A 23750-nucleotide genomic window follows, 5' to 3' on the forward strand; every position below is an offset into this window, starting at 1 on the left:
AAGAAAGGAATTAGCATGAGCAGATTAATCAGTATTATCGTACCGGTCTATAAAGTGGCCGATCTCCTGCCGCGTTGTGTGGATTCTGTGTTGGCACAGACGTACAGCGACTGGGAACTGATCTTGGTCGATGACGGTTCGCCGGATAACAGCGGCGACATTTGCGAAGATTACGCCAAGCGCGACAGCCGCATCCACGTCATCCACAAACCGAACGGTGGTCTGTCGGACGCCCGGAATGCCGGCATACCGACCGCCAAGGGACGCTACCTGACGTTCCTTGACAGCGATGATTGGATAAACGAGCGCTATTTGGAGAATTTGCTTCAGATTCTCGATGAATCGGATGCGGATGTCTCAGCCTGCAATTTCCTGCGCACAGCGACGGAATCGTTGCCGGAACGGACGGAGGAGCCGAAGACCTTCAGCTTCACCAGCCGACAGGCGTTGGATCACATCATCCATTTCGGCGCGTTCCATGAGCAGATGGTCGTCGCCTGGGGCAAGCTTTACAAAGCGGAACTGTTCGAAGGGATCCGTTATCCCGTCGGCAGGATCCACGAAGATGAGTTCACGACCTACAAGCTGTTGGACAAAGCCGGGAAGATTGCCTTCACAACTGAGCCGTTGCTTTATTACTGGCAGCGCGCAGACAGCATCATGGGCGAAGGCTTCAAGCTGAAGAACAAGCTGGATTATTTGGATGCCCTGAAGGAGAGGGCGGCCTATTTCCATGCGTACGGACAGTCGGACTACAGCGACAAGAGCTACCGGTCCTTATTCACCGAATCCTTGGCGGCCATCCTGACGTTGGATGCGCAAAATGATGCAGACGGGAAAAAAGCAGTCATCGAAAAGTTGGCTGCAGCCCGTCAAGCGCTCAAAGCGAGCGGGAAGCCGAAGCTGAACAGTCTTTATGCAGTATTTTTGGCATTTCCGAACGTCGCGACCCCCGTCTATAAGGTGATCAAAACCATCAAAAAGTGAACAAAAACAAGCCATCTGCTTGAGCGAATCCGAAAGGGTTCTCCAAGCTGGATGGCTTTTTTAGGTGTTTAGCGTAAATAACTGCTTTTAAGACTAGATGTCAGACCAAGTAATCCTCTATGTAGAGGCCTAGTGAGTAAACGCCGTCATTATACCCATCGGTAAGATAAACGTACCCGTCCAGATAGTCCGCATGAGAGATGTGGTGCATCGACTCATCATTCCATCCTCCATCGAAGCTGGCTGTGACGGCAGTACTCATGATATCAACGTCGACATCTGTCGTTGAGAAGTTGGAAAGTTTAACCCAATAGGTGTACTCTCCATACATTCCACCGCCAGGGTGAACTTGAACCGGCATGATGATGTAGTCATCGTAAATGAACGGGTTTCCCGCACTCCGGTAGCTATATTCATCACCGGTACCAATCAGGATGTCCTCTTGCCATACCCACTGATCGTTCCGCCAATCACCTGATGTGTTGTGGTAAAGGGAGAGATTCATATATGGTGCTTCTGCGGTAGTCATATACCAGACATCGTCGATCATGAAGATGTTCGTGTCAGAAAAGGTTCCTTGCAGCAATGTGGAATAGTAGGTCCAATTGTTCGGGAAGTCGGTTGTGGTATAAATATTTATATCATCAGCGATATCCGGAACCATGTAATAGTTGTTCTCGTAAGTGAATATGTTTGGATAAGCTGCCCGAACGCCTTGTAGGGAAGGACCGATGACGACTTGACCGTAAGTCCAATTAATCAGATCAGCACTCCAGACATATCCAACCTCATCAGCGGTCAAACCAGTTGAGGCATTGTAACCACCGATGATTTCGAAGAAGATGTAGTAGATGCCGTTATCAAGGTAAATGAATGGGTCGGCGATTCCGGACTGGCCAGTGCGGTCCGTCACAATCGAAGTCGTCAGAATCGGATTCATAATATTCGGGAACGGCACTGCGACAGGCGGAGAGATGGACTGCTGCAGATCGGTGTAAAGTCCGATCGTGTAGATACCATCGTTCATTCCATCCACTATGTAAATATTTCCGGTTCCGAACGTCGCATTCGAGATATGATGCATCGCGTCACTATTCCAAGCTTCATTCTTCTGCGCCTCTACTGCAAGTCCGAGATTGATGACAGATACGGTCGTCGGGGACAGATTGGACAATTGGTACCAATACGTGTATTCGCCGTAGCGGCCGTCAGTCGGCGTGACTTGAATCGGCAGGACAACGGCTCCATCATAGTAGAATGGATTACCGGCCGTCCGCAGATCGGATTCGGTTGCGGTAGCTGTAATGATCGATCCTTGCGGATGCAGTGTCCAGCTATTGTTGCGCCAATCACCGGAATTGTTGTAGTAGAGAGAAAGGCTATCATACGGTTGATCAGTGACGGCTAGATACCAGATGTCATCCTCTACAAAGACGAGTGGGTCGACGAAATTGCCGCTCAAGAGCGTTCCGTACAATTCCCAACCTAATGGGAAAGAAGAAGCTTTATAAACATTCACATCTCCGCTCAGATCCGGTACCATATAGTACTCATCTTGATACATAAAGACATAAGGTGAAGCGACATTTGTGCCAGTGGTATCGACTCCCAACACCACTTGAGTGTAATTCCATTGTTGCAGATCGTTGCTCCATGCATGTCCAATTTCGTCAGCCGTTACACCCGTAGTCGGGTTGTAGGCTTGAATAGTATTGAAGAACACATGATAGGTGCCGTCATCCAAGACGATGTATGGGTTAGCAATCCCTTGGTTTGCCACTCTGTCCGTGATGCTGGCGATGGACAGAATAGGATTCTTCACGCTGTAATACAAGGAGATATCTTCCATAGTCAAAGGAGCAGTTGGCAAGACCGGATCAGTTGGGTCAGTTGGGTCAGTAGGATCAGTAGGATCTGTAGGATTTGTGGTGGTAGCGCCCTTGAAGATTCCGATGCTGTATTCATTATTGTTCCAATTGTACCCGTCAGTCGCGTAGTAGAAGCCATCCCCTACAGCGATATAGGAAATGTGATGCATCGCATCGCCGTTCCATTCGTCGTTGTATTGGGAAATGACGGCTGTGCCTTTGTTCGTAACAGTGACGGTCGTTGGCGACAAATTGGATAATTCGTACCAGGTCGTGTATTCCCCGTAGATGTTGTTGGATTTAGGGGTCACTTCCACTGGGATCACAACGGAATTATCATAGATGATCGGCATCCCGCCGTTCCGCAGTCCGCCTTCTGTAGTTGTTTCAGGAAGGATCTGGCTGCTGGAATGCAGTACCCAGCTGCTGTTGCGCCAATCCCCGGAAGTATTGTAGTAAAGCGATAGGCTGTTGTAAGGCAATTCAGAAACGGTCATGTACCAGATGTTGTCCATCGAGAAGACCAATGGATCGACGAAATTGCCGGATAACAGTGTGCCGTACAGTTCCCATTCGAGCGGGAATGACGAAGCTTGATAGACAATGACATCGCCGACACGGTCAGGGACCATGTAGTAGGTGTTTTCATATTCCATCACGTAAGGGGATGCGGCTCTTGTTCCGTTGGTTTCTTCGCCAAGAACGATCTGCGTGTAAGTCCAGTTGATCATGTCGGTGCTGTATGCGTGTCCGATTTCATCGGCTGTGGATCCAGTATCCGGATTGTATCCGAGGATGACGTCAAAGAACATGTGGTAAACGCCGTCTTCGAAAACGATATACGGTTCTGCAACGCCGAGCTGGCCGGTCCGGTCAGTCACCATTTCTTTGGTGATCAGCGGATTTTCAGCACCTGCGATTGCAGACAAGTCCACCGGTACGGTTGGAACTGTAGTCGGATCCATCGGATCAACCGGGTCGATAGGGTCAGTCGGGTCGATAGGGTCAGTCGGGTCGATAGGATCAACCGGGTCGATAGGATCAACCGGGTCGATAGGATCAACCGGGTCGATAGGATCAACCGGGTCGATAGGATCAACCGGGTCGATAGGATCAACCGGGTCGATAGGATCAGTCGGGTCGATAGGATCAACCGGGTGATAGGATCAACCGGGTCGATAGGATCAACCGGGTCGATAGGATCAACCGGGTCGATAGGGTCAGTCGGAATCACCGGATCTTGGGAATCCGAAGGGTCGGAGCCTGTGAATAAGCCGATGCTGTATTCGTTGTTGTTCCAGTTGTATCCGTCAGTAGCATAGTAGTAACCGGTTCCTGCTGCAACATAGGAGATATGGTGCATCGCATCGCCGTTCCACTCGTCATTGTATTGCGAGATGACGGCATTGCTTCTTCTGGTTACGGTGACAGTAGTCGTTGACAAGTTGGACAGTTCGTACCAGTCTGTGTATTCTCCGTAAATATTGTTGGATTTCGGAGTGACTTCGACCGGAATGATGACTGAATTTTCGTAGATGAAGGCATTGCCTGCATTACGGAGTCCGCCTTCCGTTGATGTTTCAGGAAGGAGCTGGCTGCTGGAATGCAGTACCCAGCTGCTGTTGCGCCAATCCCCGGAAGTATTGTAGTAAAGCGATAGGCTGTTGTAAGGCAATTCGGAAACGGTCATGTACCAGATGTTGTCCATCGAGAAGACCAATGGATCGACGAAATTGCCGGATAACAGTGTGCCGTACAGTTCCCATTCGAGCGGGAAGGAGGATGCTTGATAAACATTGACATCGCCGGCACGGTCAGGGACCATATAGTAGGTGTCTTCATATTCCATCACGTAAGGGGATGCGGCTCTTGTTCCGTTGGTTTCTTCGCCAAGGACGATCTGTGTGTAGGCCCAGTTGATCATATCTGTGCTGTAGGCATGTCCGATTTCATCGGCTGTGGCTTGCGTAGCCGGATTGTATCCGAGGATGACGTCGAAGAACATGTGGTAAACGCCGTCTTCGAAGACGATGTACGGTTCCGCAACGCCGAGCTGTCCGGTTCGGTCGGTCACAATATCTTTTGTAATGATTGGATTGGTAATCCCCGAAGTCGGATCTAATCCTGTTAATTCGCTCACGCTCGTCAAAGCTGCAACGGCAGCGATTGCTTCTTCAACAGCAACTTCTGCTGAAATAGGATCCTTAGTTTCTAGTTGAGTTTCTGAAGGATTTTCCGTGTCAGTTTCAACAGAGGGCATCATTTGGTTTTCAACCGGATCAGTATTTAGTGGGGGTATTTCGGTTGCTGGGACTTCAGTAATCAAAGGCGTTTGGGTTTCCATTGTTGCAAGGGCCGGGAGCTCATCTATGGGAACTGTTTCTCCAAAGGTAGCTTCAGGTACAAGTAATTGTGTAGCTTGTGTTGGCTCTTCTGTTGATGCCTTTACGATAGGCATATTACCCAATAAGGTAACTATTAGTAGGAGAGGAGCCAGCAAAAGGTACCTTTTTTTCATATTTATAAGCATTCCTTTCGCTTCGCTCAAGGCACAAAACGAAATGAAAATCGTTGCGCCTTCGGCGTATATTATTGTATTCTTCCCCTGTAGAGTAGTTGTACACTACAAATCACGGAGGAGTGAGTAGCCCTATTTGACATTCTGTAGGACTGCATTTTTATATGTGTCATTATTCCTTCAAGTACAAATAAGTGTGACAGTGAGCACGTAAACTTATCTTTGCAAAAGCGATCCATATATTTAGGAATAATAGTCACTGCAACACTCTACTATCCTTAAAGAAAGGAGGAAAAACTGATGTTGAAAATTGTTTATCCTATTTGTTGTGGAATAGATGTCCACAAAACGTTCGTGGTAGCCTGTATTGCCATCACAGACAACAAGGGAATCACAACTTACAAACGCCATCGCTTCTCGACATTCACACAAGGATTGAGAGAGCTGTTACAGTGGCTAGAGTTATTCTCTTGTTTTGATGTCTGTATGGAATCTACGGGGAAATACTGGATCCCTGTATACAATATTCTGGAACCTTCGGTTAATATTACCCTTGCTCATCCGAAATATGTGAAAGCAATTCGCGGAAAAAAGACAGATACAAAGGATGCCCAATGGATAGCTGAGTTATTCAAACACGATTTGGTTGCAGGTAGTTTCATGCCACCACTAGCGATTCGTGAATTGCGTGATTTAATGCGCTACCGGTTCAAATTAACCAATTTTGCGTCCAGTGAAAAGAACAGATTTCAAAATTCTCTAACCGTATCCAATATTCAGATCGCTAGTGTTGTTTCCGACACATTCGGAAAAAGTGCGTTGAAAATTATCGAACGCATCCTAGAAGATCCTGAGCAGTCCATGCTTACGGCAGAAGAATTAGAGAGCTTGATTCACGGTCGCCTAATAAAGAAATTACCCGAACTTGAATTAGCAGTGGACGGTTTTATTACACCGGAACAAAAGATAAAGCTGAAGATCATTAAAGAACACTTTGATGCATTAACACTATGCAAAAAACACTTAGAAGAAACTATCCTCGAACTCGCCCAGCCTTACCAAAATGAAATCCAACTCATTCAAACTTCTCCTGGATTTAAAAATGAACTATCCGCAGTCGCATTAATTTCGGAAATTGGTGTTGATATGTCTGAATTTCATTCCTCTAAACATCTCTGTTCTTGGGCAGGATTAGCACCCACAAATAATGAAAGTGCAGGGAAGAAAAAATCCGTAAGGATTTCCAAAGCGGGCTGCTATCTCAAACCATTACTGGTTCAAATAGCCAATGCCGTTGTCAAAAGTACAAAATATCCTGAAATTAGAAATAAATATCTCAATATCAAAAAAAGAAGGGGCCATAAAAAAGCAATCATCGCTATAGCCCGTAAACTCTTAACGGCTATCTATCATATGTTGAAAAACCAGGAAGTTTATCAGGCTCAACTGTTTTCCGATATGATCGATATCCCTACTTCACGAGAAATAACCACAGAACAAGCTCTTAAATTAATTAAGAGACAGGGCTATAAAATTACATCCGTTATATGAAAACCTATCGCTTATTTTTCGTAAGTGTTTATAGGTTTATTTGGAATACCTTTTTATACGATATAAGCTCTATCTTGTTAATTATTATTTTCAAACTTAGCTCTCCTTTAATATGCTAAAATTGAATGAAGGGATATTGTTTACTGTTTAAATATGCTGGCACTCTGTAAATAATGAGATGTTACTTGATATTCTGCATTTTTTCACCTTCATTTCAGGGGGACGGGTGCAATGGACTTTCCTAATATATTTTACAATAATTGAAATAAGTTTACAAATAATAACCTGAATTATTCATAGATTTTCAGAAAACGTCTTGAAACGTTAGTCTTCCAACATATTTTGTCTTTCCAGTTCACACCCAAAAGGTGTGAAAAAAGAACCCCAATCTGTTATGGTTAATGTACGACCAACAACCAAAGAAAGGGGTTCTCTCAATGGCAACTTTACACGAAAATAAGTTAAACTTCAACAAAAAAATGACGGTTACAAATACTGGAGGTAATCTCTCCACGGATGCTGGTCTCGTTTTAGTTAAAGAATTCCTTTATTCAATCGGATTCGAACAGTTGATGGAGAAAGAGCTTCATTTTCAAGACTCCCGTCTTTTACCTACACATTCAAATGAAACCATCCTTGAACAACTGATTTTCCAATTAATTGCAGGCTATGATACCGATGCATCTGCCAACATCTTACGTCATGATCCTTTCTTCCAGCAGATGCTTGAAAAAAGTACATTGGCTTCACAACCTTCGCTTTCGCGTTTTTGGGATCGCATTAGTGAGAGTCCCGATGCGCTTTTGCAGCTACAAGCGCTCAATCAAGCGATTCTGGATAAGGTACGCATACAACGTAATGCAACAGAACTGGTTTTGGATTTGGATTCCACATATAGTGACACCTACGGCGATCAAGAAGAAACGGCCTTTAACACACATTATCAAACAACCGGTTATCATCCGCTCGTTGCCTTTGATGGTCTGACCAAGGACTTTCTGAAGGCGGAACTGCGTTCCGGAAACACATACTGCTCAACCGGGGCAGCCGATTTTTTGAATCCGCTTCTTGAACACTATAATCAGACCGTTCCAGTCAGCACCATTCTTGTCCGCGCAGATAGTGGCTTTGCAGCGCCGGAACTGTATGACCTCTGTGAAGAAAAAGAGCATCAGTACGTCATTCGGCTCAAACGGAATGCCCGCTTGCATAAGTTCGCGGAACAGTTTGTTCAAGTTGGGGATGAGACCGAATGGAGTCAGAAGGAAGAGCATTTCTACTCCATTCGCTACCAAGCCGGCACTTGGAAGCATGATCGTAGGGTTTGCATTCGTTCTGTCAGGGAAGCAAATGAACTGATTTTCCACCATGAATTCATTATCACCAATCTATCCGATGTTGTCTCGACTGAACAAGTCTACCAAACGTATTGGAAGAGAGGTACGATGGAGAATTTCATCAAGGAAGCCAAGAATGGCCTCTTCTTCGACAAGACGGACAGTTCTCATTTCTTGGAGAATGCCGTCCGCATGATGGTCAGCGTCCTTTCCTATAACATCAACAATTTTATACGCACACTAGCTTTCCCGGAAAAGGCCAAAGGCCTACAGATACAAAGTATTCGTCTTCGGTTTTTCAAGATCGCTGGGAAACTGATCTACAGCGGAAGACGCATGATGCTAAAACTCAGCACCCATCATGTCTACCAAGATGAATTTTTTCATATCCTACGGCAAATTCAATCCTTGTCTTGGTGAGGAGACCCCGCAAATTTAAAAAAAACTTTCGAACAAAGGGATTAGTATGCCCAAAAACACAATAACAATCGCATTCCGTGCTTCTTTTCGTCTCTAAGAGACGTTTTGAAAGGGAAAAAATAACAGCTCTGCCAAAAATCCAATATTGCAGATGAAATAGAGTTGTTCATATCAAGATTTGGGGTGGTATGAATAATTCAGAAATAAGTTAGTTTATTATACAGACATTCATATCACGGGGTTCTGACACTGTATGTACTTTGCCATTCTAAGCATTACCTACAATATGATTTAGACTGCCGAAGCTCATAATCTGAATGTATCCCTCACTTAGTTGTGCAATGACCTCCGAACACAACGTTTAAAGAGGAGCCTGATCTTCTTGAAGATTATTTGCTTGGGGTTCGAAAATCCCAGCACCACGAATAACCCTGCTACAATATGGACATCATATCGTAGCAGGGTTATTCGTGGTGCACTTTGTACCTATTTTCTTGATGCTTTGTTAAACATGTTAAGGCTAAGCGTCAGACCAAGGAATCTTCGATGTAAAGGCCGAGTGAGTATTCGCCATCATTGTAACCATCGGTGATGTAGACATACCAATCAAGGTAGTCCGCGTGAGAGATGTGGTGCATCGACTCATCGTTCCATCCGCCATTGAAGATGGCGGTGACGGCTGTGCTCATAATATCGACGTCGACATCGGTAGTGGAGAAGTTGGAAAGTTTTACCCAATAGGTGTACTCTCCGTACATACCGCCGTCTGGGTGAGCCTGGACCGGCATGATGATGTAGTCATCGTAGATGAACGGGTTGCCGGCGCTGCGATAGCTGTATTCTGTTCCTGTGCCAATCAGGATATCCTCTTGCCATACCCATTGGTCATTCCGCCAATCACCTGATGTATTGTGGTACAGGGAAAGACTGAGATAGGGGTCTTCGGCAGTCGTCATATACCAAACGTCGTCTACCAAGAATATGTTCGTGTCGGAGTATGTCCCTTCGAGCAATGTGGTATAGTAGGTCCAATTGTTCGGGAAATCGGTGGTTGTGTAGACATTTATATCATCTGCGATATCCGGAACCATATAGTAGTTATCCTCATACGTAAATATGTTAGGATAAGCTGCCCGAACCCCTTGTAGGGATGGCCCAATGACAACTTGACCGTAAGTCCAATTAACCAGATCAGCACTCCAGACATATCCGACTTCATCAGCGGTCAAACCAGTTGCGGCATTGTAACCACCGATGATTTCGAAGAAAATGTAGTAGATGCCGTTGTCCAAGTAAATGAATGGGTCTGCAATTCCGGACTGCCCGGTGCGATCGGTAACGATCGCAGTTGTCAGAATCGGATTGGTTACAGTAGGGAACGGCACTGCGACAGGTGGATGGATGGTCTGTGCCAAATCGGTATAGAGACCGATCGTATAGATGCCATCGTTCATTCCGTCGACAAAATAAATATTACCGGTACCGAATGCGGCATTGGAGATGTGGTGCATCGCGTCGCTGTTCCATGTTTCATTTTTCTGTGCCTCAACTGCAAGCCCGAGATTGATGACGGAAATGGTAGTCGGAGACAAATTGGACAGTTGGTACCAATACGTGTATTCACCGTAGCGGCCATCGCTTGGAGTGACTTGGATCGGCAGGACAACAGCTCCATCATAGTAGAATGGATTACCAGCCGTCCGCAGATCGGATTCGGTTGCGCTTGCTGTGATGATTGTTCCTTCCGGATGCATTGTCCAGCTGCTGTTGCGCCAATCGCCGGAACTATTATAGTAGAGTGACAGGCTATCGTATGGTTGAGCGGTGACAGCCAAATACCAGATATCATCCTGCGCAAAGACGAGTGGATCGACAAAGTTTCCGCTCAGCAACGTTCCGTAGAATTCCCAGCCTAACGGGAAGGAAGAGGCTTTGTATACGTTCACGTTGCCGGTCAGATCCGGTACCATATAGTACTCATCTTGATACATAAAGACATAAGGAGAAGCGACATTTGTGCCGGTGGTATCGACTCCCAGCACCACTTGTGTGTAATTCCATTGTTGCAGATCGGTGCTCCAAGCATGTGCGATTTCGTCAGCCGTCACACCGGTAGACGGGTTGTAGGCCTGAATGGTATTGAAGAACACATGGTAGGTGCCGTCTTCCAACATGACGTACGGATTGGCGATCCCTTGGCTGGCCACTCTGTCCGTGATGCTGTCTACGGAAAGGATCGGATTTCTGACACTGTAATACAAAGCGATGTCTTCCATGGTCAAAGGAGCAGTCGGCAAAACTGGATCTGTCGGATCGGTAGGGTCAGTAGGATCTGTGGTGGTAGCGCCCTTGAATATTCCGATGCTGTATTCGTTCTTGTTCCAATTGTATCCGTCAGTTGCGTAGTAGAAGCCGTCCCCTACAGCGATATAGGAAATGTGATGCATCGCATCACCGTTCCAGTCATCGTTGTATTGGGAAATGACGGCTGTGCCTTTTTTCGTAACAGTGACGGTCGTTGGCGACAGATTGGATAATTCATACCAGGTCGTGTATTCCCCGTAGATGTTGTTTGATTTAGGGGTCACTTCCACCGGTATCACAACAGAATTTTCGTAGATGATCGGCATGCCGCCGTTCCGCAATCCGCCTTCCGTGCTTGTTTCAGGAAGGATTTGGCTGCTGGAATGCAGTACCCAGCTGCTGTTGCGCCAATCGCCGGATGTGTTGTAGTAAAGGGAGAGGCTGTTGTAAGGCAATTCGGAAACGGTCATGTACCAGACGTTGTTCATGGAAAAGACCAGTGGATCGACGAAATTGCCGGATAGCAAAGTACCGTAAAGTTCCCATTCGAGCGGGAATGACGAAGCTTGATAGACATTGACATCGCCGACACGGTCAGGGACCATGTAGTAGGTGTTTTCGTATTCCATCACGTAAGGGGATGCGGCTCTTGTTCCGTTGGTTTCTTCGCCAAGGACGATCTGGGTGTAAGTCCAGTTGATCATATCGGTGCTGTAGGCGTGTCCGATTTCATCGGCTGTGGATCCAGTATCCGGATTGTATCCGAGGATGACGTCGAAGAACATGTGGTAAACGCCGTCTTCGAAAACGATGTACGGTTCTGCGACGCCGAGCTGGCCGGTCCGGTCGGTCACCATTTCTTTGGTGATCAGCGGATTTTCGGCACCTGCGATTGCGGACAGATCCACCGGTACGGTCGGAACTGCAGTAGGGTCAGTAGGAACTGTCGGATTGGTAGGGTCAGTTGGGTCAGTAGGATTTGTAGGATCAGTTGGGTCAACAGGGTCGACCGGATCAGTTGGAATAGTCGGAATGGTCGGAGTCACCGGATTTTGGGTATCCGAAGGGTCGGAACCTGTGAATAAGCCGATGCTGTATTCGTTGTTGTTCCAGTTGTATCCATCAGTTGCATAATAGTAACCAGTTCCTGCTGCAACATAGGAGATATGGTGCATCGCATCGCCGTTCCATTCGTCATTGTATTGCGAGATGACGGCATTGCTTCTTCTGGTTACGGTGACAGTGGTCGTAGACAAATTGGACAATTCATACCAGTCTGTGTATTCACCGTAGATGTTGGTGGTTTTAGGAGTGACTTCGACCGGAATGATGACCGAGTTTTCGTAGATGAAGGCATTGCCCGCATTGCGGAGTCCGCCTTCGGTTGAGGTCTCAGGAATGATCTGGCTGCTGGAGTGCAATACCCAGCTGCTGTTGCGCCAGTCTCCGGACGTGTTGTAGTAAAGGGAGAGGCTGTTGTAAGGCAATTCGGAAACGGTCATGTACCAGACGTTGTCCATGGAAAAGACCAATGGATCGACGAAATTGCCAGATAGCAAAGTACCGTAAAGTTCCCATTCGAGCGGGAATGACGAAGCTTGATAGACATTGACATCGCCGACACGGTCAGGGACCATGTAGTAGGCGTCTTCGTATTCCATCACGTAAGGGGATGCGGCTCTTGTTCCGTTGGTTTCTTCGCCAAGGACGATTTGAGTGTAGGTCCAGTTGATCATATCGGTGCTGTAGGCGTGTCCGATTTCATCGGCTGTGGATCCAGTATCCGGATTGTATCCGAGGATGACGTCGAAGAACATATGGTAGACACCGTCTTCGTAGACGATGTAAGGTTCCGCGACACCGAGCTGTCCGGTCCGGTCCGTCACAATATCTTTTGTGATGATTGGATTGGTAGTACCCGGAATCGGATCTAATCCTGTTAATTCGTTCACGCCTCCTGGATCTTCCGTTCCGCTGCCATCATCCTCCACTGGAGAAAACACGCCATCCAATGCCAACAAATCTGTCATTGTAACAAAATCGAAGCCATTTGCTCTAACGGAAGCAACCATATACCATAGTGATTCAGGAGTGGCTGCTGCATCATGCAAAAGATAGATGGAGCCAGGGAAAAGATTGTCGACGACGCGATCGGAAATGGCAGTGGATGAATAATCATCCCAGTCATAGGTATCGGTTGTCCAGCCGATTGTGTATTCATAACCAAGGCTTCCGGCAGTCTCCAAAACGGATTGATTATAGTCGCCGTATGGAGGGCGGAAATAAGGTCTGGATGTTACGCCGGTAGCATCTTGAATGATGTTTTCCATTGTGGTCAGTTCGGATGCCAATTGCGAAGCGCTAAGCTGTGTGGAATAGGAATGAGAGTAAGTGTGGTTTCCGATGTCATGGCCTTGTTCGACGATCAGTGCAAGCAAATCCGGATCCGCTTTGCCGTCAGGGAAGAAGGTAGCTTTGACGTTCAAAGACGCCAACACCTCCAACAATTCCTGCACAACTGCAGCATCTTCCAGATCATCGAAAGTCAAAGCTACATAAGGTTGATCGGTTTCGATATCGTCCACCCATCTGGATGTGCCCGTATCAAATTCTTCCTCATCTTCGTAGTACACTTCGTCTTCAGTATCTTCGCTGGCGATCCCCAAAAGTTGACCGATTGTGGAAAATCTGTAGCCGGCATTCTGAAGAGCGGATAGGGTATACCATAAAGAATCAGGTGTGTTGACGGCACCAACGCTGGCATGCATCAGGACGATGTCGCCAGGGTTCACATTATTCATGATTGTGGAACTGATGGTGGTTGCTGATAATCCGGACCAGTCGAGTGTGTCGATGGACCAACCGATGGTGTATTCATAGCCCAGACTGCCGACTGTTTCCAGTACCGAATCATTCAAAGCGCCATAAGGAGCCCGGAACAATGGCCGTGAAGTCGTGCCTGTGCTTTCCTGTACGTAATCTTCCATCAGGTTGATGTCGTAGGCAAGCGCATCAGCAGAAATGATGGTGGAATCTTGATGCGAATAAGTATGGTTTCCGAGTTCATGTCCGGAATCGACAATCTGTTTCAGAAGATCGGCGGATGCATCCCCATTCATGAAGAAGGTTGCTTTTGCGCCGTAAACATCAAGGATGGCCAATATTTCCGAAAGATTTGCATAGGAATGGCCATCATCGAACGTCAAAGCAATCACGTTGTCGCTAGTGTTCACATAACTGACATATTGTGATGGTCCAGTCGAGAATGCTGCCTCGCTTGCCATAGCCATTATGGCTGCTGCAGCTTCTTCGACAGCATCTTCTTGCGGTTCTGCTTCTGCAATTGGTTCCTCGGCTTCTATCGGAGGTTCTGCAGGAATTTCCGTGTCAGTTTCAACAGTAAGTGTCGTTTGATCTTCAATCGGATCGGTAGTTAGTGTGGGGGTTTCAGTGTTGTCTTCGTCAGTTGGCGTGGATGGTTGGGTAGGTGACGTTTCCGGAATAGGATCCGTTGTGTTAGTTTGCGGGTCCGTTGCGGCTTCCGCTGGGGTCGTCATACCGGGAGCCAAAGTTTCGGCATCGGGGACTGTAGGTGCAATTGGGACAGTTTCCACTGTCGCAGGCGTTTCGGTGATTGGATTTTCGGTAGTTGTTAGGCTAGGTTCGGTTGTGGCAGCCGGTGCCGTTTCTGCGGAAAGTACCGTCTCAGGAGAAGTTTCCGCGACAGGTGCTTCTGCCACAACAGAAGGTGTTTCGGTTGTTGGTGCTTCAGTTGTTGAAGGAGTTTGGATTTCGGTTGAAACAATTGGTAAGGATTCATCTATGGGAACTGTTTCCTCGAGAGCTGCTTCAGGTATAAGGAATTGTGCAGCTTGTGTTGGCTCTTCTGTTGATGCCTTTACGACAGGCGTATTACCGAATAAGGTAACCATCAGTAAGAGAGGAGCCAGCAAAAGGAACCTTTGTTTCATAATTTAGCCCTCCTTTAGATGCTAAACTTGAATAAAAGAATGTTGCTTATTGGTCAGACATGCTGGCGCTCTGCGGTTATGGGGTCGTTCCTGATCATTCTACATTTTTTTCACCTTCTTTTTGGGGAGACAGGTGCAACGAACTTGCTTCACCTTATTATAGAATAAATGGAAGCGTTTTACAATTAAGAAGTTAGTGTAGTATACAGATATTCATGACACGGTATGACAGCTTTTTTGACCACTATCCATACAAATAACGAGAGCGATGGATCGACAAGTCGGGCAGGGAAGGAAAGTTTATTTTTTCATTATGTTTTTCATTTATTCTTTTTTAATGTGAAAGATTGTTTTATACTGAATAGGTATTTATAAAAGACGCAGACAAGATCTGTGGATCAATCAGCTATTATTGCGTGGAAAGAGGAACTCAATATGAATGAATCCAGAAGTGATTTCAAGAAAAAGAGAATCTGGAAAAGGGTCTTGCTCATCTCCTTGCTCGGCATCATGGTTGTCGTGGGCGGACTGATGTGGGGCGCGTACAATGATGTGGACAGTACGATGAACGCCGTGTTCAACGCAGTGGATACCGAGGATAAGCGTGAGGAAGAGGTTTCCTTTTCAGAAACCCAACCGATATCCTTTGCTTTGCTGGGAATCGATAGTTACGGAGACGAACTGGAAGAGATGGGCGGAAGGTCTGATACGATAATCATTGTGACGATCAATCCGGAAACGAAGCAGACTACTTTGGTCAGCATTCCGCGTGATTCGTACACCGAGATGGTCAATTACCAAACGGACATCTACAACGAATACAATGATAAGATCACGCATGCCTATGCTTTCGGAGGGACAGAGATGGCGCTCAATTCCATCCAGGAGTTCCTGAATATCCCAATCGATTACTACGTCGAGATCAACATGTATGGTTTGGCGGATTTGGTCGATGCCATCGGCGGTATCGAAATCACGAGCCCATTGACGTTTGATTACAACGACGCCTACTTCGTGAAAGGGGAAACCGTCACTTTGCAAGGATGGGATGCTTTGGCCTTCGCAAGGATGCGCTATGATGATCCGCAAGGCGACACCGGAAGGCAACTGCGTCAGCAGATGGTCATCAAGGCGATCGTGGATAAGTTGTTGAGCATCGAAGGCATTTCCAACTATCAGGATATCCTGACGGCAGTCGAGACGAACATGCGCACCAATCTGACTTTTGAGAATCTGATCGATATCCAGAAAAATTACAGTGATTCGATCACAGCCTACAATCAGCTGAATATCGCCGGTGAAGAGATGTATATGGAAGACATCTACTATAATTATGTCCACCCCGAAGAGCGGATGCGCATCTCAAATCTGTTGCGCGACGAGCTGGAACTGGAACAGGTTGTTTTGGATGATATGAATCTTTCGGATGCGGATATCCAATATGGTTACGGAGACGGCAGCGGTTTGGATAGTGATTTGACATTGGAAGAGGACAGCAACAATAGTTATTGATTTCATAGGTTAAAATAAAAACAGTCAATCGGAAAGAGGGATATTATGTCAGTTTTAGTAACAGGCGGAGCCGGCTATATCGGCAGCCATACCGTAGTGGAATTATTGAAAGCAGGCCAGGAAGTGGTCATCGTCGACAACTATTCGAACAGCAAGCCGGAAGTGTTGAACCGGATCGAAACGATCACCGGCAAAGCACCGACTTTCTATGAAGTGGATGTGCTGGACCGCGAAGCCTTGGACGCTGTCTTTTCAAAAGAGGATATCGACTCCGTCATCCATTTCGCGGGCTACAAAGCGGTGGGCGAATCCGTAGCGAAACCGATCGAATATTACCACAACAACATCACGAGCTCTTTGGTGCTGTGCGACGTAATGCGCAGCCACGGCGTGAAGAAGATTGTCTTCAGCTCTTCGGCGACAGTCTACGGTATGAACAACGTGTCGCCGCTGACGGAGGACATGCCTACGAGCGCAACGAACCCTTACGGCTACACGAAAGTGATGATCGAACAGATCCTCCAGGACGTGGCGGTTTCCGATTCCGAGTGGAGCATCGCGTTGCTGCGTTACTTCAACCCGATCGGCGCGCATGAATCCGGCTTGATCGGCGAAGACCCGACCGGCATCCCGAACAACCTGATGCCTTACATCACGCAAGTGGCGGTCGGCAAATTGCCGCGCTTGAGCATCTTTGGTGACGATTACGATACACCCGACGGCACAGGCGTCCGTGACTATATCCATGTAGTCGACTTGGCGCTGGGCCACATTAAAGCTTTGGACAAAATCAAAGAGACAAACGGTGTCGGCATCTACAATCTTGGGACGGGTATTGGATACAGCGTGCTAGACTTGACGTATAACTTCCAGAAGGCTACAGGCGTTGAGATTCCGTACACCATCATCGACAGACGCCCCGGCGATGTCGCTACCTGCTACGCGGATGCGACTAAAGCGAAGGAAGAATTAGGCTGGACAGCCCAGAAGACATTGGCCGATATGTGCCGCGATTCCTGGAATTGGCAAAAGAATAATCCGAACGGCTACGAAGCGTAGTTTTTGCGCTGAAAGAGCCTGGGCCGCGGCATCACTCATCCGATTGGGTGCGTGCCGTGGCCCTTTTTCTGTCCTATGTTGATTCTTTTTTGGCGGCATCTTTGTTATAATGGAACAGACTATACGAAGAAAGAGGGAGTCCCATGACAAAAGTACGGAAAGCTGTAATACCTGCAGCAGGTTTAGGAACGCGATTCTTGCCGGCAACAAAAGCGATGGCAAAGGAAATGATGCCGATCGTGGACACACCGAGCATCCAATATGTGGTGGAAGAAGCCATGGCTGCCGGCATCGAAGAAATCATCATCATCTCCGGGAAGGGCAAGAGCCCGATCGAGGACCATTTTGACGTAAACATCGCCTTGGAAGAGAACTTGAAGGAAAAAGGCAAGACGGCGATGCTGGAATTGGTTCAGCAGACGAATATTCCGCATATCCATTACGTGCGCCAAGCCTACCCGAATGGGCTGGGAGACGCCATTCTGCAGGCTGAAGCTTTCATCGGGAACGAACCTTTTGTCGTGCTTTTGGGCGATGATATCATGCCGAGCGAAGTCCCGTTGGCAAAAGCGTTGATGGATACCTACGACGAGACGAAGGGCGGAGTCGTTGCGACGATGCGTATCCCTGAAGGCATGACGAACCGCTACGGCATCGTCGACATCAAGGAGAAGGTCGGCGAGCATATCTACAGCGTCAACCACTTCATCGAAAAGCCGGCTCCGGAAGAAGCGCCGAGCAACCTTGCCATCATCGGTAGATATCTGTTGACGCCGGAAATATTCGACATTCTGCGCAACCAAGCGCCGGATGCCGGTAACGAAATCCAGCTGACCGATGCAATCGAATCGTTGAACGCGATCCATCCGCTGGTGGCTTATGAATATACAGGCAAGCGCTACGACGTCGGCGACAAGTACGGACTGCTGATCGCGAACATCGAATTCGGCCTGGAGAACAAAGACACAGCCGACAAGATGCGCCCTTATCTGAAAGAACTGGCGAAGGAATTAAAGAACAAGTCATAAAGCGTTGACCTGACAGGAGCAACGTTTATCTGGCCCCGGCCTTGGGTGGCCCGGGTGCTCCGTCATGCCCAACGTTAGGAAGGAAAACTAATGGAAAACAAACCTTTTTTCAGCATCGTGATACCGGCGTACAACTGCGCCGGCACCATCCGTGCCACTTTGGAAAGCATTGCCGCGCAGACGGTCAGCGACTTTGAGGTCATCATCGTGAACGACGGTTCGAAGGACGCGACCGCGGACGTTCTGCAGGCATTTGCTGCCGAGGACAGCCGCTTCGCTTTCATCACCATCCCGAACAACGGACCGGGGAATGCGCGCAATCAAGGGATCGCACGCGCGACAGGCACGTATCTGTTTTTGATGGATGCGGACGATGAAATCGAGCGCCATACGTTGGAACGCTACCAAGCGATCCTCACCAGCGAGGTTCCGGACCTGATCGTGGCATCCTATAATCTGCGGGTTCTGGACAATCAGGAGATCGTTTCGGAAAAAAAGGTGATCGCCGAAGATCAGGTCTACGCCTCGAACGCGGCATTCCTGGAGAACCTCTATCCTTTGATGAACAAGCAGCTGATGTATGTCATCTGGAACAAGATTTACCGTCTGGACATCATCCGCAAGCATCAGATCGCCTTTCCGAGCTACAGCAGCTGTGAGGACCGCTTGTTCAACATCGCCTACTACCGTCATGCTCAAAAAGTCGTGACGACAAGTGAGGTGCTGTACCAATACGCCTTTGAGGGCAAGAGCAGCTTGACGAACAAGTATTTCGACAATAAATTCGAAACGTTCCTGGAATTCTACAATGAATTGCTGGACCTGACCGACAAGGACCTGGGCGGCTTCAGCGCGCTTTTCCTGAAAGGCACGATGTCCTGCATCATCCCGCTGCACGGAGCAAGCTGCCCGTTGGATTGGACCGGCAAAACGGCCTATATCCAAAAAATACTGCAGCACCCGCGTGTGCAGTACGCAACGGCCCACAGCCTGACTGATACGCCGATCCGGAAAATCATGAAGCTATTATTCCAATCGAAATCGGTCTACCTGAACTACATCGCTTCCGGCATGATGCACCTCTTAAGCAATGCGTCGCCGAAATTGATTGAAAAACTCAAAGGAAATTTCTAGAAAGATGGGAGAACTTTAAAAATGACTCAGCCTAAACGTGTCCTGCATTTCCAGGGTAGAATGGGAAAGGGCGGGGCGGAGACTTTCATGATGAACGCCTACCGCAACATCGACCGTTCCAAATACCAATTCGATTTCGTCATCTATGAAGAATTTGCCGACGTACGTCCCTACCATGACGAAATCGCCGCATTGGGGGGCAAAATTTTCGTCGTGCCGAACCCGAACAAGCACCCGCTGCGCTATATCAAAACCGTCAGCAAACTGCTGCAGGAGAACCAAGTCGATATCGTCCACAACGAAATCTTCTTCGGCGGCGGACTGAACCTCTGGCTGGCTGCCAAAGCCGGCGTCAAAAAACGCATCGCCCACAGCCATGCGACTTCCGACGGCAAAGGCAACCGATTCCCGTACAGCGTCGTGCGCCCGATTTTCAACAATTTGATGATGAAATATGCGACTGATTTCATTGGCTGTTCGGATGAAGCCGGCATCGGCCTTTTCGGCAAGGAACAGCCTTTCGTCATGCTTCCGAACGGCATCGATCTCGACCGTTACCGCAACGTGCCGGTGACGAAGGCAGAAATGCATGCGCAGTTGGGCATTCCGGAAGACGCCTTCGTGATCGGTCACATCGGCCGTTTCGAAGAACAAAAAAATCACCGGCTGTTGCTGAAGATTGTACAGCACATCCTCAAGAAACACCCGAACACGTACCTGTTGTCGGTCGGCGCCGGCAGTCTCGAAGCAGAGATCCACGGCTTGGCCAATGATCTGGGAATATCCGACCATGTGCTCTTCCTGGGCGAACGCGAAGATATCGCCGAATTGCTGAAAGCGATGGACGTCTTCCTGTTGCCTTCGTTGTATGAAGGCTTGCCGATCGTGGCAGTGGAAGCGCAGGCCGCCAACGTCAAATTGGTGATGTCGACTGAGGTCTCAGAGGACACGGTGTTATCCGAGAATGTCCGTTTTGTGCCGCTGGATGCGGACCTGGACCGATGGGAAGCCGAAGTCATGGGCGAGCCGAAAGGCAATCGCCCGAAACCGGAAATGGAAGCTTTTGATATGCTGAAGACCGCAAAAGCACTGGAAAAAATCTACGATGCGAAGGAGGTCACGGCATGATGCATTTACCCACAACCAAACAATTAAAGGGATTTCTGAAGGACAACAAGAAGACTGTCTGGCTGACTGCACTGGCCACGCTGCTGCTTTATGCACTGGGCATCGGCTACACCTTGTTCAGCAACGGGGCGGTGGAGGAAGAACAGGAAATCGATCCGGAAACCGGTTTGGAAGTAAATCTGATCACCGGCGAAGAGTACGCTGCTTTGCATGAGGGAGCGGCCCGCTTCGAAATCTACATCGAAAATGACGAAGGCAGCGCCTTTACCAATTCGACGGTATTGGAATCCGTGCTATTGTCGCCTATCGTCTTCACGACGATCGATACCGCAGAAAAAGTGACTGCGGCCCAAGAAATCGAGGCTTTGGAAGAAGGCGAAATCCCGGCCAAGTACATTCTGGACATCACGAACGATCCTGGCGACAACTCGCTGAATGTCACTGTGGGGACGGGTGATGCAGACAAGAATCTCGCTATTGCTGCGGTGCTGTACGACATAATCAGCGACAAGGAATTGACATTGCTCGAGAACAAGTCGGTTTCGATGCTTTCCGATCCGCATGAGGTCGTGATCGAAAACGGGCCTGAAAAAACTGAAGAGGAAGAAGGCCTAGGCCCTGTCGGTTATGCTGTGATGGCTGTCGCTGTCCTGATTGCAGGAACGGTTTTAGGGATTTTGATTGCACTCTCGCGTTTGTTCTTCAAAAAAGAAGTCACCGATGTATTCAATTACAGGGAATCGGATGAGGATACCATCATCGACCTTACGCTATTCAATGAAGGAAAGATTGATGATGAGTTGGTGCATACGATCCAATATCCTGCCGCGCAACAGAAACTGATCCTTTCCGATCCGGCTTTGCCTAGTGAAGTCCAGGAACGCTTGCTGAAGGATACGGCTACGAACTATGTGTTTGCGTCCGATATCGTTGCCGCGGACCCGAAACTGACTTTCGACGAAATCATCTTGGTTTCCCAAAAACATGTCACAAATAAAGCTTGGTACAAGAAACAGCGTACCTTGTTGGCAAACTATACTGCTCCGATCAAAATCGTCCTACAATAGAATCGGAGGTAAGTTGATGACACTTTATCTTTTCACATTCCTTGCGCTGCTGGTGCTTGCCATCACGGAAGCTCTGCAGGGCAACAAGAAGATTGTGCTGATCGGCGGCGGGTTTTTGGCCGTTCTGGCCGGCTTCCGCTATCATACGGGTTATGACTTCGTTTCGTACAAATCATTTTTCGATGACATGAGCGGCATCCAGGATGTCTTCAACGGCAAACTCGACGCGGAAGCGGGTTATCTCTTCCTGAATTATCTCTTTTTGAACCTGGGATTGAATTACTACACTTTCTTGTTGTTCTTTGCTTTTCTGACGATGTTCCTGCTTGTGAAGTACCTCTATCTCAATGTGCCTTACCCGTCCTTGATGCTGTTCTACTATTTTTCGCGCTTCTTTTTGGCGCGGGATATGGGCCAGATCCGGGGTTCGTTGGCCAGCATCATCCTGCTTTATTCGGTCAAGTACATCAAATCGAAGGACTTCGTTAAGTTCATGGCCGTCGTACTAATCGCTTCGCTTTTCCACGTCACGGCTTTGATTTTCATTTTGGGCTATATTTATGAAAATCATCTCTACAACGGGAAATGGAGCCAAGTCGGGATATTGTTCTCGCTTGCGGTTGTCGCCGGACTGATCGTGAAGAGCCCGAGCCTGTACCTGTGGGCGATTCCCGGCCGTTATGCACCTTACTTCACCAATCCGGCTTACACAAGCGGGAAATGGCTGATGAATCCAGTTCTCTGGATGCAGTTGCTGATCTTTTTCGGGACGCTCCTGTTCACGAAAATCCAGCAGGATGAGAAATACCGTACCTACCACAACCTGTACTTCTTCGCTTCGCTTATCCTGATCGCCTTCGGTAACCTGGAGACGGTAGGGGGAAGGCTCAGCTCGCCTTTCGCGACCTACGAAATGTTCGTGGCGCCGTACTTCATCCTGAATTTCACGAAGAACAAGCTGCTCAATCTGATCTTCGCGATCGGCTTTACGGTTATCATCTTTCTGTTGATTTTTATTCTTTCGGGAGATTATCACTACTTCATTCCGTATCAGACACTTCTGAACGGTTGATCAAAACCACCTGACTAAGCATCCGTCAGGTGGTTTTTTTGTAACTTGTAAAGTGGTGTCACTAATAAAAAAGCTGTTTTATCATATTAAAAAACAAAAAGAAACATTTATTCAACAAAAACAAAAAAATAAAACAAAAAACGAACAAAAAGATTGATTTTATGTTTGGTTCTGTTTATAATGAGGGCATAAGGAAATAAAAACGCTTCCGGGAAAATGGATTATGATTTTCGATCCGTCTTCGTAAGATCGTTAAAGGCTATCTTGTGGATAATAGTTATGAGGTAGTCGATGTTAGTGGAGATTCAGGTAGTGATTTTATTGAAACAACTTTATATCGAGGAAGGTGAGCAAGTTACACGTGAATGGTTGCGCACGACTGGCTTTAATGAGAGCGCTATACTGAACAAATTGTTTGAAATGAGAGCAACATCTTGGGGAGAAAAAATCTGAACGAATTGGAGGAGAAGTAATGAACAGGGAAGAAGCTACTTTATTAGGGTTTGAAATTGTTGCCTATGCAGGTGAAGCGCGATCATACCTTTTGGATGCTTTAAAAGCAGCAGAAAAAGGTGATTATGATAAAGCCGAAGCATTATGTGAAGAAGCAAATACCAGCATCAAAGAGGCCCATAAAGCTCAAACAAGTTTGCTTACTATGGAAGCTTCAGGCGATGATATTGCGTACAGCGTTACGATGATGCATGGACAGGATCACTTAATGACAACATTGCTACTTAGGGATTTGATGAAACATATGATTGAATTATATAAAAGAGGGAGCAACTAATTAT

15 protein-coding genes are annotated in these 23750 nt (G+C 47.5%); 12 read left to right on the forward strand and 3 right to left on the reverse strand.

What is annotated here, in order from left to right:
- The first annotated feature begins 15 nt into the window (after positions 1-15).
- Positions 16-987: a glycosyltransferase family 2 protein gene (locus tag ACKPBX_RS11685; protein ID WP_319995489.1), complete on the forward strand. Its 972-nt coding sequence runs from the start codon at positions 16-18 to the stop codon at positions 985-987.
- A gap of 100 nt (positions 988-1087) precedes the next feature.
- On the opposite strand, the gene ACKPBX_RS11690 is transcribed toward ACKPBX_RS11685, so the two are convergent.
- Both ACKPBX_RS11690 and ACKPBX_RS11695 read right to left on the reverse strand, forming a co-directional pair.
- Complete coding sequence (locus tag ACKPBX_RS11690) at positions 1088-3820, reverse strand: glucosamine inositolphosphorylceramide transferase family protein (protein ID WP_319995490.1); 2733 nt, start codon at positions 3818-3820, stop codon at positions 1088-1090.
- Positions 3751-5118, reverse strand: coding sequence for a glucosamine inositolphosphorylceramide transferase family protein (locus tag ACKPBX_RS11695; protein ID WP_319995491.1), 1368 nt, complete (start codon positions 5116-5118; stop codon positions 3751-3753). The genes ACKPBX_RS11690 and ACKPBX_RS11695 overlap by 70 nt, the downstream gene beginning before the upstream one ends.
- Before the next feature lie 555 nt (positions 5119-5673).
- On the opposite strand from ACKPBX_RS11695, the gene ACKPBX_RS11700 reads away from it, so the two are divergent.
- Positions 5674-6924 carry an IS110 family RNA-guided transposase gene (locus ACKPBX_RS11700; protein ID WP_200831711.1) on the forward strand — a complete coding sequence of 417 codons (1251 nt, stop codon included), beginning with the start codon at positions 5674-5676 and terminating at the stop codon, positions 6922-6924.
- Positions 6925-7361: 437 nt separating this feature from the next.
- Positions 7362-8681, forward strand: a complete 1320-nt coding sequence (locus tag ACKPBX_RS11705) for an IS1380 family transposase (RefSeq protein ID WP_319995492.1) — start codon at positions 7362-7364, stop codon at positions 8679-8681.
- 527 nt (positions 8682-9208) lie between these two features.
- Here the strand turns inward: ACKPBX_RS11705 and ACKPBX_RS11710 are convergent.
- Positions 9209-14956, reverse strand: coding sequence for a glucosamine inositolphosphorylceramide transferase family protein (locus ACKPBX_RS11710; protein WP_319995493.1), 5748 nt, complete (start codon positions 14954-14956; stop codon positions 9209-9211).
- A 435-nt stretch (positions 14957-15391) separates the two neighbouring features.
- On the opposite strand from ACKPBX_RS11710, the gene ACKPBX_RS11715 reads away from it, so the two are divergent.
- The 9 genes from ACKPBX_RS11715 (at position 15392) to ACKPBX_RS11755 (ending at position 23746) form a co-directional block, all read left to right on the forward strand.
- Complete coding sequence (locus ACKPBX_RS11715; protein WP_319995494.1) at positions 15392-16468, forward strand: LCP family glycopolymer transferase; 1077 nt, start codon at positions 15392-15394, stop codon at positions 16466-16468.
- 45 nt (positions 16469-16513) lie between these two features.
- The gene (gene galE, locus ACKPBX_RS11720) at positions 16514-17527 is read left to right on the forward strand and encodes a UDP-glucose 4-epimerase GalE (protein ID WP_068562603.1); all 1014 of its coding nucleotides are present in this window, start codon (positions 16514-16516) and stop codon (positions 17525-17527) included.
- Positions 17528-17670: 143 nt separating this feature from the next.
- A complete protein-coding gene (galU, locus tag ACKPBX_RS11725) occupies positions 17671-18555 on the forward strand; it encodes a UTP--glucose-1-phosphate uridylyltransferase GalU (protein ID WP_068562604.1) in 885 nt (294 codons plus the stop codon).
- Between the two features lie 90 nt (positions 18556-18645).
- The gene (locus tag ACKPBX_RS11730; protein WP_319995495.1) at positions 18646-19689 is read left to right on the forward strand and encodes a glycosyltransferase family 2 protein; all 1044 of its coding nucleotides are present in this window, start codon (positions 18646-18648) and stop codon (positions 19687-19689) included.
- A gap of 21 nt (positions 19690-19710) precedes the next feature.
- Positions 19711-20817, forward strand: coding sequence for a glycosyltransferase family 1 protein (locus ACKPBX_RS11735; protein WP_319995496.1), 1107 nt, complete (start codon positions 19711-19713; stop codon positions 20815-20817).
- The gene (locus ACKPBX_RS11740; RefSeq protein WP_319995497.1) at positions 20814-21884 is read left to right on the forward strand and encodes a hypothetical protein; all 1071 of its coding nucleotides are present in this window, start codon (positions 20814-20816) and stop codon (positions 21882-21884) included. Before ACKPBX_RS11735 ends, ACKPBX_RS11740 begins: the two co-directional genes overlap by 4 nt.
- Positions 21885-21900: 16 nt before the next feature.
- The gene (locus ACKPBX_RS11745; RefSeq protein ID WP_319995498.1) at positions 21901-22956 is read left to right on the forward strand and encodes an EpsG family protein; all 1056 of its coding nucleotides are present in this window, start codon (positions 21901-21903) and stop codon (positions 22954-22956) included.
- Positions 22957-23247: 291 nt separating this feature from the next.
- A complete protein-coding gene (locus ACKPBX_RS11750; RefSeq protein ID WP_319995499.1) occupies positions 23248-23409 on the forward strand; it encodes a hypothetical protein in 162 nt (53 codons plus the stop codon).
- Between the two features lie 19 nt (positions 23410-23428).
- The gene (locus ACKPBX_RS11755) at positions 23429-23746 is read left to right on the forward strand and encodes a PTS lactose/cellobiose transporter subunit IIA (protein WP_016173973.1); all 318 of its coding nucleotides are present in this window, start codon (positions 23429-23431) and stop codon (positions 23744-23746) included.
- Positions 23747-23750: the final 4 nt, after the last annotated feature.

Source organism: Trichococcus shcherbakoviae (genome assembly GCF_963666195.1).
GTDB classification, from domain to species: Bacteria; Bacillota; Bacilli; order Lactobacillales; family Aerococcaceae; genus Trichococcus; species Trichococcus shcherbakoviae.

Bases quoted from the DNA above. Each gene is read 5' to 3' on its own strand.
- ACKPBX_RS11685 (WP_319995489.1), top strand. From the start codon at position 16: ATGAGCAGATTAATCAGTATTATCGTACCGGTCTATAAAGTGGCCGAT.
- ACKPBX_RS11690 (WP_319995490.1), bottom strand. From the start codon at position 3,820: ATGGATCCGACTACAGTTCCAACCGTACCGGTGGACTTGTCTGCAATC.
- ACKPBX_RS11695 (WP_319995491.1), bottom strand. From the start codon at position 5,118: ATGATGCCCTCTGTTGAAACTGACACGGAAAATCCTTCAGAAACTCAA.
- ACKPBX_RS11700 (WP_200831711.1), top strand. From the start codon at position 5,674: ATGTTGAAAATTGTTTATCCTATTTGTTGTGGAATAGATGTCCACAAA.
- ACKPBX_RS11705 (WP_319995492.1), top strand. From the start codon at position 7,362: ATGGCAACTTTACACGAAAATAAGTTAAACTTCAACAAAAAAATGACG.
- ACKPBX_RS11710 (WP_319995493.1), bottom strand. From the start codon at position 14,956: ATGAAACAAAGGTTCCTTTTGCTGGCTCCTCTCTTACTGATGGTTACC.
- ACKPBX_RS11715 (WP_319995494.1), top strand. From the start codon at position 15,392: ATGAATGAATCCAGAAGTGATTTCAAGAAAAAGAGAATCTGGAAAAGG.
- galE (WP_068562603.1), top strand. From the start codon at position 16,514: ATGTCAGTTTTAGTAACAGGCGGAGCCGGCTATATCGGCAGCCATACC.
- galU (WP_068562604.1), top strand. From the start codon at position 17,671: ATGACAAAAGTACGGAAAGCTGTAATACCTGCAGCAGGTTTAGGAACG.
- ACKPBX_RS11730 (WP_319995495.1), top strand. From the start codon at position 18,646: ATGGAAAACAAACCTTTTTTCAGCATCGTGATACCGGCGTACAACTGC.
- ACKPBX_RS11735 (WP_319995496.1), top strand. From the start codon at position 19,711: ATGACTCAGCCTAAACGTGTCCTGCATTTCCAGGGTAGAATGGGAAAG.
- ACKPBX_RS11740 (WP_319995497.1), top strand. From the start codon at position 20,814: ATGATGCATTTACCCACAACCAAACAATTAAAGGGATTTCTGAAGGAC.
- ACKPBX_RS11745 (WP_319995498.1), top strand. From the start codon at position 21,901: ATGACACTTTATCTTTTCACATTCCTTGCGCTGCTGGTGCTTGCCATC.
- ACKPBX_RS11750 (WP_319995499.1), top strand. From the start codon at position 23,248: ATGTTAGTGGAGATTCAGGTAGTGATTTTATTGAAACAACTTTATATC.
- ACKPBX_RS11755 (WP_016173973.1), top strand. From the start codon at position 23,429: ATGAACAGGGAAGAAGCTACTTTATTAGGGTTTGAAATTGTTGCCTAT.